General features: G+C 40.1%; 17 protein-coding genes and 1 tRNA gene. 11 read left to right on the top strand and 7 right to left on the bottom strand.

Annotated features, from left to right (window positions below):
- Position 1: 1 nt before the first annotated feature.
- Together rnk and glyA are read right to left on the bottom strand one after the other, a co-directional pair.
- Positions 2 to 406, bottom strand: coding sequence for a nucleoside diphosphate kinase regulator (gene rnk / locus FTU40_RS05370; RefSeq protein WP_005097501.1), 405 nt, complete (start codon positions 404 to 406; stop codon positions 2 to 4).
- A gap of 503 nt (positions 407 to 909) precedes the next feature.
- On the bottom strand, positions 910 to 2,160 hold the full coding sequence (glyA, locus tag FTU40_RS05365; protein ID WP_005097502.1) for a serine hydroxymethyltransferase: 1,251 nt from the start codon (positions 2,158 to 2,160) through the stop codon (positions 910 to 912).
- A gap of 538 nt (positions 2,161 to 2,698) precedes the next feature.
- Between glyA and FTU40_RS05360 the strand changes: the two genes are divergently transcribed.
- The 3 genes from FTU40_RS05360 to FTU40_RS05350 all read left to right on the top strand — a co-directional run bounded on the left by FTU40_RS05360 (position 2,699) and on the right by FTU40_RS05350 (position 4,712).
- Complete coding sequence (locus tag FTU40_RS05360; protein WP_005097503.1) at positions 2,699 to 3,397, top strand: DNA polymerase III subunit epsilon; 699 nt, start codon at positions 2,699 to 2,701, stop codon at positions 3,395 to 3,397.
- 100 nt (positions 3,398 to 3,497) lie between these two features.
- Complete coding sequence (locus FTU40_RS05355; protein WP_180040074.1) at positions 3,498 to 4,145, top strand: hypothetical protein; 648 nt, start codon at positions 3,498 to 3,500, stop codon at positions 4,143 to 4,145.
- Positions 4,146 to 4,361: 216 nt separating this feature from the next.
- The gene (locus FTU40_RS05350; protein ID WP_005170170.1) at positions 4,362 to 4,712 is read left to right on the top strand and encodes a hypothetical protein; all 351 of its coding nucleotides are present in this window, start codon (positions 4,362 to 4,364) and stop codon (positions 4,710 to 4,712) included.
- Between the two features lie 161 nt (positions 4,713 to 4,873).
- Here FTU40_RS05350 and FTU40_RS05345 read toward each other — a convergent pair whose 3' ends face one another.
- A complete protein-coding gene (locus tag FTU40_RS05345) occupies positions 4,874 to 5,092 on the bottom strand; it encodes a hypothetical protein (RefSeq protein WP_005170167.1) in 219 nt (72 codons plus the stop codon).
- Between the two features lie 873 nt (positions 5,093 to 5,965).
- On the opposite strand from FTU40_RS05345, the gene FTU40_RS05340 reads away from it, so the two are divergent.
- Positions 5,966 to 6,139, top strand: a complete 174-nt coding sequence (locus tag FTU40_RS05340) for a hypothetical protein (protein WP_005097508.1) — start codon at positions 5,966 to 5,968, stop codon at positions 6,137 to 6,139.
- Between the two features lie 37 nt (positions 6,140 to 6,176).
- On the opposite strand, the gene FTU40_RS05335 is transcribed toward FTU40_RS05340, so the two are convergent.
- Together FTU40_RS05335 and FTU40_RS05330 are read right to left on the bottom strand one after the other, a co-directional pair.
- The gene (locus tag FTU40_RS05335; protein ID WP_005097509.1) at positions 6,177 to 7,094 is read right to left on the bottom strand and encodes a LysR family transcriptional regulator; all 918 of its coding nucleotides are present in this window, start codon (positions 7,092 to 7,094) and stop codon (positions 6,177 to 6,179) included.
- A 485-nt stretch (positions 7,095 to 7,579) separates the two neighbouring features.
- Positions 7,580 to 7,655: transfer RNA gene (locus FTU40_RS05330), tRNA-Arg, on the bottom strand.
- 178 nt (positions 7,656 to 7,833) lie between these two features.
- Between FTU40_RS05330 and FTU40_RS05325 the strand changes: the two genes are divergently transcribed.
- The 7 genes from FTU40_RS05325 to FTU40_RS05295 all read left to right on the top strand — a co-directional run bounded on the left by FTU40_RS05325 (position 7,834) and on the right by FTU40_RS05295 (position 13,928).
- Complete coding sequence (locus tag FTU40_RS05325; protein ID WP_005170164.1) at positions 7,834 to 8,769, top strand: ABC transporter ATP-binding protein; 936 nt, start codon at positions 7,834 to 7,836, stop codon at positions 8,767 to 8,769.
- Positions 8,766 to 9,539, top strand: coding sequence for an ABC transporter permease (locus FTU40_RS05320; protein WP_005097525.1), 774 nt, complete (start codon positions 8,766 to 8,768; stop codon positions 9,537 to 9,539). The genes FTU40_RS05325 and FTU40_RS05320 overlap by 4 nt, the downstream gene beginning before the upstream one ends.
- Positions 9,539 to 10,354, top strand: coding sequence for an NADPH-dependent 7-cyano-7-deazaguanine reductase QueF (gene queF / locus FTU40_RS05315; RefSeq protein WP_180001202.1), 816 nt, complete (start codon positions 9,539 to 9,541; stop codon positions 10,352 to 10,354). The genes FTU40_RS05320 and queF overlap by 1 nt, the downstream gene beginning before the upstream one ends.
- A gap of 18 nt (positions 10,355 to 10,372) precedes the next feature.
- Entirely contained in the window at positions 10,373 to 11,026 is a 654-nt protein-coding gene (locus FTU40_RS05310; protein WP_005097528.1) for a hypothetical protein, read from the top strand.
- Between the two features lie 294 nt (positions 11,027 to 11,320).
- Entirely contained in the window at positions 11,321 to 12,322 is a 1,002-nt protein-coding gene (mltB, locus tag FTU40_RS05305; protein ID WP_074383547.1) for a lytic murein transglycosylase B, read from the top strand.
- A gap of 290 nt (positions 12,323 to 12,612) precedes the next feature.
- Positions 12,613 to 13,227: a septal ring lytic transglycosylase RlpA family protein gene (locus FTU40_RS05300; RefSeq protein WP_005097531.1), complete on the top strand. Its 615-nt coding sequence runs from the start codon at positions 12,613 to 12,615 to the stop codon at positions 13,225 to 13,227.
- A gap of 245 nt (positions 13,228 to 13,472) precedes the next feature.
- Positions 13,473 to 13,928, top strand: coding sequence for a DUF962 domain-containing protein (locus FTU40_RS05295; protein WP_005097532.1), 456 nt, complete (start codon positions 13,473 to 13,475; stop codon positions 13,926 to 13,928).
- A gap of 18 nt (positions 13,929 to 13,946) precedes the next feature.
- Here FTU40_RS05295 and FTU40_RS15365 read toward each other — a convergent pair whose 3' ends face one another.
- Together FTU40_RS15365 and FTU40_RS15360 are read right to left on the bottom strand one after the other, a co-directional pair.
- On the bottom strand, positions 13,947 to 14,090 hold the full coding sequence (locus tag FTU40_RS15365) for a DUF3465 domain-containing protein (protein WP_347929744.1): 144 nt from the start codon (positions 14,088 to 14,090) through the stop codon (positions 13,947 to 13,949).
- Positions 14,056 to 14,196, bottom strand: a complete 141-nt coding sequence (locus tag FTU40_RS15360; protein WP_347929327.1) for a DUF3465 domain-containing protein — start codon at positions 14,194 to 14,196, stop codon at positions 14,056 to 14,058. Before FTU40_RS15360 ends, FTU40_RS15365 begins: the two co-directional genes overlap by 35 nt.
- Between the last annotated feature and the right edge of the window lie 71 nt (positions 14,197 to 14,267).

Below are 14,267 nucleotides of genomic sequence, written 5' to 3'. Positions count from 1 at the left end.
ATCAGAGATAATCCCCGGTACTCTCTGGCTGATAAAGCACTTTTTCAATGGTCACTTTCATGGTGTGGCCATCTGGTTGTGGCCATTCAATGGTTTGACCTTCGGCTAAGCCCAGAATGGCTGCGCCTATCGGTGCAATCACATTTACCTGACCTTTATCACCTTTAAACTCATGTGGGTAAACCAGTGTGACTTCCACAGGCTCTGGAGACGGTGCAATAGTCAGTAACACACGCGAATGCATGGTGACAATATTACTTGCGATCTCCGCGGGGCCAACTATTTCAGCACGTGCCAGTTCATCTTCCAGACGAATCATGGTTTCGCTCAGCTTGGTCTGATGCTCAAGCATGGTTTCCAGACGATCTAAATCCTGCTGAGATAAAATAATAGTGGTTTTATTCATCCTGATTACCTTTGTTAGATACCTAAATAAAAAATTAATGAATCAACAGCCAACAGGAACACCAAATACAGGTTGTGCCCATATTTGAATGATTCCTATAAATACAATGTTCAGATTTAAAGAAAATGATCTCAGTCACAGCGCTTATTGCACCAACACCTGAGCTCGTCTGAAATTTGCATAAAAATTTTCAGGTACTAAGCAGAATGTACAGGGTGGATCTAAAAAGCTGGCAATGAATAAATCAGTTCTTTTAAATATTTAAAAATGAGATTAGTCTATAAAAGACTTTAAGCCAGATTCAGAAAAACGCAATATGATTTTGTTGATGACTCATTTTCTTGTCCTATCAACATCAGCTATTAAATATTAGGCCTGAATCATGGTGCGATATAGATATAGTTTAACTCGAATTTCGCTAAACCAAATCCTGATTTTTTCTCGTCATTTTAACAGCTATAAAAAAAGCTCCCGGTTGGGAGCTCCTTTCCGATTAAAACCGATTATGCATAAACTGGGAATTTAGCACATACAGTTTCAACCTTCGCTTTCACCGCGTTAATGACCGTTTCATCACCTTTCGCATCCAGAATGTCAGCAATCCAGCCTGCAAGGTCACGTACTTCAGCTTCACCGAAACCACGGGTTGTTACTGCAGGTGTGCCGATACGGATACCTGAAGTTACGAACGGAGAACGTGGATCGTTTGGTACAGAGTTTTTGTTCACAGTAATGTGAGCAGCACCTAACCAGGCATCCGCTTCTTTACCTGTGATATCTTGTTTGATTAACGACAACAAGAACAAGTGGTTCTCAGTACCGCCAGACACAATATCATAACCACGAGCGATTAGTACTTCAGCCATGGCTTTTGCATTCACCACAACTTGTTTTTGATATTCTTTGTATTCAGGCGCCATCGCTTCTTTAAAGCAGATCGCTTTCGCTGCAATCGCGTGAACCAAAGGACCACCTTGGTTACCCGGGAATACAGCAGACTGTAATTTTTTCTCGATTTCTTCGTTTGCTTTCGCAAGGATTAAACCAGAACGTGGACCACGAAGTGTTTTGTGAGTCGTGGTCGTTGTTACGTCAGCAATTTGCACTGGGCTTGGGTAAACGCCAGCAGCAACCAGACCTGCAACGTGCGCCATATCAACAAACAGGTAAGCACCCACTTTGTCCGCGATGTCACGGAAACGCTGCCAGTCTACGATTTGGCTGTATGCAGAGAAACCTGCAACGATCATACGTGGCTTGTGTTCCACCGCTAAACGTTCAACTTCTTCATAGTCGATTTCGCCAGTTTCTGGGTTTAAACCATATTGAATCGCGTTATATGTTTTACCAGAGAAGCTTACTTTTGCACCGTGAGTCAAGTGACCACCGTGAGCAAGGCTCATACCCAAAACTGTATCGCCAGGGTTAAGAAGCGCTAAGTAAACCGCTGAGTTTGCTTGTGAACCAGCATGTGGCTGAACGTTAGCATAATCAGCACCAAAGAGTTCTTTAGCACGGTCAATCGCCAATTGTTCGATCACGTCTACGTATTCGCAACCGCCATAGTAGCGTTTACCTGGGTAGCCTTCCGCATATTTGTTAGTGAGTTTTGAACCTTGAGCTTCCATGACTGCTGGTGAGCAGTAGTTTTCAGAAGCGATTAGCTCAATATGAGCTTCTTGACGAGCATCTTCATTCGAGATTGCTTGAGCTAATTCTGGATCAAATTCAGCAATAGAGATATTGGCAAACATTAGCGAGGTCCTATTGATTTAGGGCTTTTAAGCCGTGCTAAGATTGGCGCGTATTGTAGCATGAAGTTTTGCATTTTCGATCATGAACTTTCTGCAGTTTTTTATAAATATTGCTCCAGCCTTTAGAAATCATGACCAATTTAAGTAAAATCAAATTATTGAATTGGCGTTAAAGTTTTTAACTTTTAAAATTTTGAGCATTTTTTATTCCTTCACTATCTAGTCTTGCTTGAAATGTGAAAAGACTGGTTTTCTCGAGCGCTCTGCAAGCATTTTAAAATGAGATTCAAGCTAAGTTCCGCTTACCTTTTTATCCTCTATAAACCTAGAACAGCAACTGCGTGTTAACCCTTAGAACATTTCAGGTGTACCGCTAAATCTTTTCCTGCATGAGAGTTCTGAGCCTTAACCTGCAGCAAGATTGGATTTATTAACAGCATTCTTTGCGCTAAAAAGTATATTTTTTAATATTCAGCCTAATCTTTTTCCCAATTTATCGTTAATATGAGTCTGTCTCTTCTTTTATGGTGCTCAACGCATGCAGGCCATTATTCTTGATACCGAAACGCATACTTTAAATGGTCAACCCATTGAAATTGCCTATGCGCCTGTCGCAATTGTAGACCATAAAATCAGTATGGATAAAAGCCGCCTGTTTGATCAGCTCTATTCATGTGACGAACCCATTTCTTTTGCCGCCATGGCGGTGCATCATATTCTGGAGTCTGACCTGGAAGGTCAGCCACATTACAGTACCTTTCGCCTGCCAGATGAAACGATTTATATGATTGGCCATAATATTGATTATGACGTTCGTGCTGTCGAAAAATGTGGGGTAGATACCTCGAAAATTAAAGCGATTTGTACACTGGCTTTAGCACGTCGGGTCTGGCCCGATGCAGAAGCACATAATATTTCTGCACTGATTTATATGATTACCAAAGGCAGTGAACGAGCGCGCGAAATGATCCGTAAAGCGCATCGTGCCGATATGGATATTATTTTAACTGCCAACATCCTGATGCATATCGTACACCACCTGAAAATCAACAGTATGCAGGAACTGTTCGATGCTTCTGAAGATGCCCGAATTCCACGTACGATTAACTTTGGTAAACATCGCGGTAGCGCAATTGCAGAGCTTCCTGCCGACTATGTGCAATGGCTATTGCGCCAAGATGAACTGGATCCTTATTTGCGTAAGGCTCTCGAAAATACCGCGATTAGTACGCTTTAAACCCCTTAAAACAAGTATCTGTTTTTTAATATATTCTTCATATTATTGTAATTATCCCAGACTATGCTCTAGCTGAATTTAGTGAACAACTCATTCAGCTATGATGCATTTTTATAAAACTCCACGTGGGGTCGAGGTGCTACAGAATCGCTCTATCCCCTTGACCGCACGCCAACGCCGCTTATTGGTGCTAATCGGCAGCAAAGATTTTGATCTGTTACATGAGAGATTAAAGCAGCAACTAGCTCCCGCCGAGCTTTTAGAGCAACTTTGTGAAATGGATTTAATTGTTCCGGCTCACACCAGCATAATATCAAACAGTCCACATCAGACCGGCACAGAAGTCGATACCAAAATCAATTTGGCGCATTCCGAGATTTACCGTCCCTTAAATTCACCTCTGCCCGTCCCTTCTGTAACCGAGAACCGCAAAAACCTCCTAGTTCCTATCGAAGAGCTGCAAGAAAACTCATCTATTGAAACAAATCCAGACAATCAACCCCATCTACCCGAACCGCAAGCTTTATCTTTTGAAGACCTCAAATATATGATGATGGAAAGCTTACAAAAATATTGTGGCTTGATGGCCAAACAGCAAATTCAGCATATTTTACAGGTACAGGATGTGCGCAGTTTAAAAATGTGCCAAATACAGTGGATCACCTCACTGCAGGAAAGCCGACTTCCTCCGCAAGAATTGAATTACATTCTAAAACAGATCAATTTTTCTTTGGCACAATTACAGTAAAATCAAGCTCATGAATAAGCATGTCTTAGTCTTTTAAACTCTTAAATGAGTGACTTTAGCAATCAAGCAGATTTAGAATTCAAATATAGACAATTGATTTTACACTATATTTATATTATCTCTAAATTTAAATCCTGAAATATCAGACTTAAGCGGGATAGAAAAAACCTGAAAATCTCGCCATATAGTGATCATTAAAATCCGCTTGGTTGCTATATGCCACATTATTTAGAATTCGATGCGTTTGATAACCCCATGCAACTGAGCAAGGTGGGCAATTGGGTCATTACCTTTTTAAGTCCGGCTGAAGAACTAGAACTTGTGCAACTGGCAATTACCTATGTACTGCCCCGCCAGCTCAGTGACAGTTTACAACCGCGACGTGTAGTGATTCAAAAAAGCTCTATCGAGCACCATTGGCTGATTCAAGCCATTGAATGTTTTGACAGTAATACTCGTCAGGAAATTTCTTTAAGCCCCGAACATATCACCGCTCAGAAAACCTTAAAACAGATTCTGCAAGAATTTGAAAAATATGATGTGAATGTACAACTTAAGCACATCTAATTTCTGGCTCACCTCGGTGGGCTTTTTTATTAATAGGGGATAAATTTTGCTTTTCTGCATTCATTAAAAACTCACCAGGAAGGTGAGTTTTTAATGGCTAAACCTGTAATATCGGATAGATGGACTCAATTTTTTCACCTTTGTATAACGTATTGATCCAGTTATTCTACGACTTTATAAATATTTGAAGACTTTTGACTTTCAAATAACAGTTCAATACTCGGTAAAATAGTTTCGCCATCTACCACGATATGTTCAATTTTTTTTACCAGATCAATTGCATCATGCTGATGTTGCTCTACAAATGAACGTAATAAAGCTTTCGCCTCAATGACCTTGCTAAATTGGTCTTTCACCTTTATATCAATAATCTTTGACATTTTCCTCTCCTTTCTATTTTCTAAGTTTCCATTTTTTATATCACACTTAAATCGCTTATTTAACGTCAAGATGTTAGCGAATTTGGCAATGTAAACTTTTTTATATGAATCAATTAGAAAAGAAATTATCTGGAATCATTAAACAAAGCTTTATAACAGACATTAAAAAAGCTCGCATTGCTGCGAGCTCTGTGTTGGATGGCTAGTGCTAGATTTATTGTTTGGTGATCAACATCAAACTCAACTAACTGTCATTGATCCGTCCAACTTATCGGTAGCGTCTTATTGGTTTTACGACCTACCATGAATTCAATATAGCAACATTTTTCAGACCTACAAGCCCTCTTTACACTTCTAAAAGAAGACTCATACAAGATTTAAATTGTCATTTTTCAAAACTAAATTATGCTATTTCAGGCTTATTAATTTCCAAATATTATTCTTTTTAGAAGAAAATATTTTTAGAATAAATATATGATTTCTATAAAATTTTAATTTAAGTTAATTTAGCTCAATATGTGTTCACATCATCCTTTATTAATTTATTCAGTTTTTTAAAATTTATTTTTTTAAATTATTGAGAATAATAAGCGCTACTCAGAAATTAGCGAACCTCTACAGGAACCGCTGTAATTAGCCGAATTAAAAGTAATTTTCTTATAGATATAATCCATTGTTATTTTGAACATAAAGCACTAATTTTTATTTAAAATGTACTGTATAAACACACTTATAAGCATCACAATTTGTAAAATCAAATCAGTTATAAAACAACAGTGTAATAAAGTCGCTCATATACAATAAACAAATGTACTCAAACCCGATATTAAATCGATCAAAACAAATTTATATTTCTAGAAAAGGTATATTGCGATGACTCATCCAGATGAAAAAATTAATGAAGAATTTCCAGAAGAGGAATTGGACCCACAAGAAAAACAGGATCGAGAGATGCAGCGCGGCCAGCTGGGCGTAGATAAAGACCCTCAGGTAAAAAGAGACCAAATCCGTCAACAACATCAGGATGAAGAGGAACAGAATCCTTAATATTCATATTATTGAGCCTGCTCCTTTGAGATTAGGATCAAGTGTAATACTGTGCCCGCTTTTTAGAGAATCGGTCAAGCTGCTTTAAGAATCCCTCAAAGTAATCTTTCTGTTTTTCTTCAGTTCGATAACCTGCATATAAAGTACGGCGTAAGCCTTCAGGGGCTACACAATCCAGACGGCGCGAAGTCACCCAGCCCTTCTGTTCATATTCATTTACCACCCAATCTGGCAATGCCGCAATCCCACGACCACTGGCAACAAGCTGAATCAGCATTTGAGTCAGATCGGTCGTCCGAATCTGTTTTGGCAAAATATTCGCAGGAATAAACAAGCGTGACATGATATCCAGACGATGCTTATCTACCGGATAAGTTACTAATGTTTCTTCTGCCAGTTCCTGCACCGTAATCTCTTGGGCACGTACTAAAGGATGTGTATTAGACAACACCAAACGTGATTCATATTCAAATACCGGGAAATATTCCACACCTTTGAGTGCAATCGGATCGGCAGTAATCAGTAAGTCAAACTCGCCCGTTTGTAACAATTCATGCGGATTGGCTTCAAAGCCCGAAGCAAAATCCAAATCAACATCTGGATATTGGATACGATACTGATTCAAAAGTGGCATTAGCCAGTCAAAACAACTATGACACTCTGACGAGAATATAATACGGCCTGTCTGTCCATGCACAATACGTGTGATATCACTTTGCGCTATCTGTACTTGTGGTAGCACATCATCAGCCAGTTTCAACAAACGTAAACCTACATTAGAAAAACTCACAGGGCGACTACGGCGATTGACCACTTCAACCCCGAACCATTGATCGAGTTCGCGCAATTGGTGAGACAAAGCTGAAGGTGTTAAACAGAGATCTCCTGCTGCTGCAACCAGTGATCCATGTTCTCTTAGCGCTGTCAGTGTTTTTAAATGTCGTAGTTCTATCATATGGCTTACCCAAAAAAATACAGAAACCAGCTACTCAAGCTTGGTGAATAGCATAATCTATTTTAGGATAATCACTTTAATATTTTCACGTTTAAATTATTTTAATGAATTTTACTCAACAAATAATCTGTTCAAAAATGGGTTTATTAAAACATTTGAGTTATTTCATCCTCAAGATATTCAAGAGTCGTACTCTGCATTGCAATCAGCTCTCGTATTCAAAATATTCAAAGCCGTTGTGAATTAGCGCATCAACTCAAAATATAGAATCAGAATAAGTAAAAGAAAATGAGCATGTCATTTGTTTGTCTGAAAACTTTTAAGATTATTTTTGAGCAGTATCAAATAAAGTGAAAAGACAGAGTTTGAGATTCGATTTAAGCAATGCAATCTATATGGTGGCACTGAATAAAATGTTTTATGAAAAGCGATCTGGTATAAAGATTTAATTTAGAGAGATTTTTATGTTGTAAGAAATAAGAAAATGGTGCGCTCAGCGGGACTCGAACCCACGCCACAGGCTTCGGAGACCTGTACTCTATCCAGTTGAGCTATGAGCGCGCGATGCACATCATAACAAAAAAAATCATAAGGTAAAGCAACTATCTATAACTTCGTCATTTTATGCTTAGACTTTATACAATGTTCCAAAACAGCAACACAGAATTCCATGTGAATCACTTGGCTTATTTTCCAAGATCACTCACAATATCTCAACTTTTCACCATTTGAGATATTCATGACTGATGCACTGATCTTAAGAGATGTGTCAAAGACCTATCGCAATGGCTTTCAGGCATTAAAAGGAATCAACTTAAATGTACCAGAAGGTGAGTTTTATGCACTTCTGGGGCCAAATGGCGCCGGAAAATCCACCACCATCGGTATTATCAGTTCATTAACAAAAAAAACCGCCGGCACAGTCGAAATTTTTGGTCATAACCTGGATACCCATCCCTCCCAAGCCAAACAGTGTTTAGGTGTGGTTCCTCAGGAATTTAACTTCGCCCAGTTTGAAAAAACTTTCGACATTCTGGTGACGCAAGCCGGCTATTACGGGATTCCTAAAAAAATTGCACAGCAACGGGCTGAACTCTATCTGACCAAGCTGGGCCTATGGGAAAAACGTGCAACGCAGGCGCGTATGCTGTCGGGCGGTATGAAACGTCGTTTGATGATTGCACGTGCCATGATGCATGAACCGAAACTTTTGATTCTGGATGAACCAACTGCGGGTGTCGACATCGAATTACGTCGTTCAATGTGGGAGTTTTTGAACGAGATGAATGAGCAAGGGACATCCATCATTCTCACCACCCACTATTTAGAAGAAGCCGAAATGCTGTGTCGCCGCATTGCGATTATCGATCGTGGTGTGATTAAAGAAGACACCAGCATGAAGAGCTTCCTAAGTCAGCTGAATGAAGAATCCTTTATTTTTGATCTTGCAGCACCGATTGAACCTTTGCATCTGGAGATTATCGGGGTACGTTTTAATTTAATCGACCCGATGACCTTAGAAATTACCATGGACAAGGCACATAGCATGAATGATCTGTTCCAGCTATTGGAATCACAGAATATTCAGGTACGCAGTATGCGTAACAAATCCAATCGTCTGGAAGAGCTTTTTGTCAAAATGGTCGAAAAAAATCTGGATGGAGCTGCGCAATGAACATTAATCAACTCAGCGTAGCTTTATATACCATTGTATATAAAGAAGTCCGCCGTTTTATGCGGATCTGGCCGCAAACCTTGTTACCACCTGCCATCACCATGAGCTTGTATTTCGTGATTTTCGGCAATCTGATCGGTTCGCGGATTGGAGACATGGGCGGCTATAGCTATATGGAGTTCATTGTGCCCGGTCTGATCATGATGGCCGTGATTACCAACAGCTATGCCAACGTCTCTTCCAGTTTTTTCAGTTCAAAATTTCAAAAGAGTATTGAAGAGCTGGTCATGAGTCCGGTACCGATGCATGCCATTCTTTGGGGACATGTGCTGGGCGGTGTGATTCGTGGAGTACTGGTGGCGATTATTGTTAGTGCCGTAAGTTTGTTTTTTGCGGATCTATACATTACCAACTGGTTTGTGACGATTTATACCGTATTGATTACCTCCCTGCTGTTTTCTTTGGGTGGTTTTATCAATGCCGTCTATGCCAAATCTTTTGATGATATTTCGATTATCCCGACCTTTGTTTTAACGCCACTGACTTATTTAGGCGGTGTGTTTTATGCAATTTCTGCCTTAAGTCCATTCTGGCAAAATTTATCTTTGATCAACCCTGTGGTGTATATGGTCAATGCCTTCCGCTATGGCATTTTAGGACATAGCGATGTCAATGTAACTGTTTCACTTGCAGTGGTCACCTTATGTTGCGGCCTGCTCTATGCATTGGCCTATCATTTACTCTCCCGTGGTTCAGGAATGCGTGAATAATGAGTGTAGAACAATCTCTCCTTGGTAAAGACACCAATTACCCGACAGAATATCAGCCGGATGTTCTGTTTCCAATTTCGCGCGCGCCTGCCCGTGAACAATACGCACATGTTGAAGCGATTCAGCAAGGCACCGACTGGTGGCATGTTTTTGAAATTTCCTGGTTAAATTCAGCCGGTGTGCCGCAAGTCGCAATTGGACGGATCAGCCTGCCTGCTTCTTCGCCGAATCTGATTGAATCCAAATCACTCAAGCTCTACTTTAATAGTTTGAATTTTGCCAAATTTGAATCTCAAGCTGACTTTATCGCCACGGTGGAAAAAGATTTATCTGCTGCGGCTGGCGCAGAGATTACGTTAGATTTATTTCAGGTTGATGACTTGGAAGTTGCCAAGCCTGAAGGCATCTGCATTGATGAACTAATTCCGGAACGTCTGGAAAATCATCCTGATGCGAGTCTTTTGGCTCTGGATGCGAACCATACCGAAGAAGTTGAAATCCAGCTGTATTCACATTTATTAAGAAGTAACTGCCCAGTCACTGGACAACCGGATTGGGGTACAGTATTTATACGCTATCAGGGCAAAAAACCTTGTTATAAGAGTATTTTGGCTTATATTATTTCTTATCGTCAGCATAACGGTTTTCACGAACAATGCGTGGAGCAGATGTTTGCCGATCTCTGGCAACAACTGAAACCGGAAAAGCTGATGGTCTACGCAACCTATACACGCCGCGGTGGATTGGATATCAACCCTTGCCGTGTATCGGATTTAACATGGATGCCTCGCCCTATTCGATTAGCGCGACAATAAAAACATTGAGGTTTAACAATGCCATTTTTTGGTTTTATTCCTTCTGCAGAGCTTTTAAATACAATTCAGACTGCACAACAAAATAAAAATTCAAATGAGCCGCTTTACCCACTTCGTGATAAAACCGCATTGATGATTAATGATGAAATTATTGATGCGATTCTCACGGAACTGGTGCGTCGTTTTCCTGCAAGTGATAAGCGCGATACTGCGGAAAAACTGGCGGGCTATATCAAGTCAACTGTGGCGGTATTGCTGAAACAGTTATTGAGTAAAGCGCCGAATGATGTGGTGAAGCAATCTATTGCTTTCTCTGAACGTAGTCTGTTTAAAGACCCTGAAGGACAAATCCGTATTGGTGAGTCGCTGGATGCCAATCTGGTGACCAATTTAAAACATCATTATGCGGAACTAAAAGCCGGTCAGAGTATCGACAAACAAATGTTTAGCAACCTGTATAAGCAGTTTGGTGAAGCGACGGTACGTCACTTTATGGTCGATTTTAATAAGACCTTAGATCTCGGCATGATCAAACGCAAGGCAGCAGATATTGGTGCTTCTGCTGTGATTAAGGCCATCAATATGGCTGCAGATAAAATCATTCTCAATCTGAACAAGGATGAGCTTCGCGCCATGGCTGAATATCATGACACCTTGTTCTATACAGAATAGGTCTGCATAGAATCATCTAAGAGTGATTTTTTGAAATTAGCCTGACTTCGGTCAGGCTTTTTTATGTTCAATGAAATAGCTTGTTACAGATAAGCAGCTCCACAAGGCAAACTGACGCAAAAATAACCAGTCTTTCACTATTTTTGTATATGCATCTAGGTCTCTTAATCATCCGAATGTTATCTTTAATCTGGTTTTTACAGCCTCATGATTGAAAAAATTTCTCAATCTTTTTCATGGCATGATTCAAATAACATTGCCCGCAACTTATCAAAAATTGGAAATCGTACCAAGATGTTGAAATCGAATTTTTATAAAAAATTTAAACAGCTTTCAATCGCATTGACCGCATTCGGTCTCAGCAGTTTCAGTCTGGCCAACGATTTCCAATCTCATCCCTCTTATGCCAGTTTTAAACAGACTGCCATGCAAAATTATGGACTGAGTGCCCAGCAAGTCGATTCAGCCATGAACGGGGCGCGTAACCTGCCCAATATCATCAATATTATGAATCGTCCAGGTGAAAGCAAGCCTTGGTATTCTTATAAAACCAACTTTCTGGCTGAGTCGACCATTCAACGCGGTGTGCGCTTTAAACAGCAATATGCGGAAACGCTGAATCGCGCTGAACAGCAGTTTGGTGTACCACAGTCAATCATTCTCGGGATTTTAGGGGTAGAAACCGGCTTTGGTACCAATAAGGGTTCTTTTGTCACCCGTGATGCGCTGGCCACCTTAGGTTTTGGTTATGAGCGTCGTGCCCAGTATTTTCAAGATGAACTGGCGGCATTAATTGCCTGGTCTTATAAAGATGGCGTTTCAGCTTCTTCTATCGTCGGCTCTTATGCAGGTGCGGTCGGTTATCCACAATTCATGCCAAGTAATATTCCAAAATTCGGCGTGGACTACGATGGTAACGGACATATTGACCTGCGTAATTCAGCAGTAGATGCGATTGGCTCGATTGCCAACTATTTAGCCCAGCATGGCTGGCAGCGTAATCAACCGATTGCTTTTCCGGCCCGTTATAGTGGCTCGAACCCGGATGCGGTAATTGCCAAAGATCTGACTCAACCTAGCCCATATGGTGTGTTAAAAACACAAGGGATTAGCCCAATGAATCCTATTGTTCAAATTGACGATCTAGACTTGGTCAATGTAATTCAATTACAAGAAAATTATGGGCATATTTACTATATTACTTATCCAAATTTTCAAGTGATTACTACTTATAATCGCAGCCGAATGTATGCCACTGCATTGTGGTTATTAGGTACAGAAATTACTAGCCGTTAACATGAGAATTTAATACAAATTATTAAAGTCAACATTTTTATGAGTGATTATGAGCAAATATTGATCAATTTTAATATTGTGTTACAATATTGATCATATTTTAATCACTCATTGTTTATTTTAAGTTCTTTTTTAAACTATTTTAATTAAATACTAGACAGGATATTGCAGGCATGAATATTATCCATTTCGTTAAATGTAGTTGCATAAGTTAAATATCAGGCGTGTTTACATGGTTTTTCAGTTACTTATGAACAAATCCATGCGATATGCTGTTAGGAGTTGATTCGATGCATTCTTCAATTTTGAAGTATTTTATGGCTATTGCCACGATAGTCACACTGACGCAATCGCAGGCAGATATGGTTCCGTCATCTTCGTTTAATCACGAAAATGACAATTCGCGCCTTGCAACGCGTGTATTAAATAAAGAAGCTCAAAGCTTCAATTCAAATTTCACCAATTTGAACAGCCTTTCAATCACTGAGCGTTCTGGCGATAAAGTTCGCCGTGAAACCATTGCAGCGAAAATTGAAATTCCTGCAGAAGAGCCTTCAGTGATTGAAAAACTGAATACCGTGGCTTCTAATACTGTACGCAAGTTCAGTCAGACAGGTACAGCCTCTTGGTATGGTCGCCAGTTCCACGGCCGTAAAACTGCAAGCGGTGAAACCTTTGACATGAATGCAATGACTGCTGCTCATCGTAGCCTGCCATTGAACTGTTATATTCGTGTGACCAATAGAAATAATGGTAAAAGCGTAGTGGTTAAAGTCAATGACCGCGGCCCATTCCATGGTAACCGTGTCGTCGATTTATCTTATGGCGCAGCGAAGAAACTCGGCATTACCAATGCCGGTGTTGGCAATGTCAGTATTGAGCGTGTCGCTGGTCCAAATTCTTAAGATTTAACTTGCAATACATTTAACCAAAAGCCACAGTAATGTGGCTTTTTTATTAACTTCAAGTTATAGAAAAATGACAATCAATCTATAGTTCCTCTTATCTCCGGCTACCTGTCCATTACAGCTTGAATGTTGCAAATTCGCCAAATAAAATTCACGTTCTGGCACGATTAACTTTTGACCAAACCTAGATTCTGCTTTATATTTTCAGGCAAGCACAACGTATTCATGGAATGGAGCGAATAATGAAAACAATATCTGAATGGCTGGATGAATATAGTGACAGTCATCAAAACAAAACCAATAAGCTGATTCACTGGGTCTGCGTACCGACTATCTATTTTTCGATTATTGGCATTATTGCGCACTTTAGTGCTTTACTGACCGCCCTTCTGCTAGCTCTGGCTTTTATTTTCTATGCCCGACTAGATATTGTTTTGGCAGTTGCAATGGCTGCTTTAACATTGATCATGGCCTGGTTAATCTGGATTCTGCCAGTCGGTGCCGGTTTTTATGTTGGCCTATTTGTTTTTGCCTGGATTGGTCAGTTTTATGGCCACAAAGTGGAAGGCAAAAAGCCATCTTTCTTTAAAGACCTTCAATTCCTTCTTATTGGCCCGATTTGGTGCATGGATGCTTATTTAGCTAAAGTAGCACCTTCCTGGAAAAGTCGCCAGATACGAGACATGAAGAGCATTTAGCAGCATTCTTCATTTTTTCTAATGAGAAGAACCTTCTTGATAGGTTCTTCCTTGATGTTTTAACCGGCCATACACATGTTTTCGGGCACAATCATGATGCATCCAGTGCGCCACATCCCCCTTCTCGCTATTTATATTCACTATAAAATTCGACAATATCATCTTTTTGAATCGAACCAATGCCGGGTGCGGAATCGATATTATATGTCACCAATACAATTTGATCATTCAAGCATGAACTCTTAATAGCGTGATCCTTTATGATCATCACCTAACGTTGCAATCATTGTTCGATAAGATCGAACCCCAATAGCACCCTGATGATGTTGAAAAGCAGTC

Origin of the sequence: Acinetobacter sp. YH12100 (assembly GCF_013419135.1) — a bacterium.
In the GTDB taxonomy this organism is placed as follows: Bacteria; Pseudomonadota; Gammaproteobacteria; order Pseudomonadales; family Moraxellaceae; genus Acinetobacter; species Acinetobacter pseudolwoffii.
The sequence above is the reverse complement of the archived record's forward strand: the minus strand, read 5'-3'. Positions and strand labels throughout refer to the sequence as shown.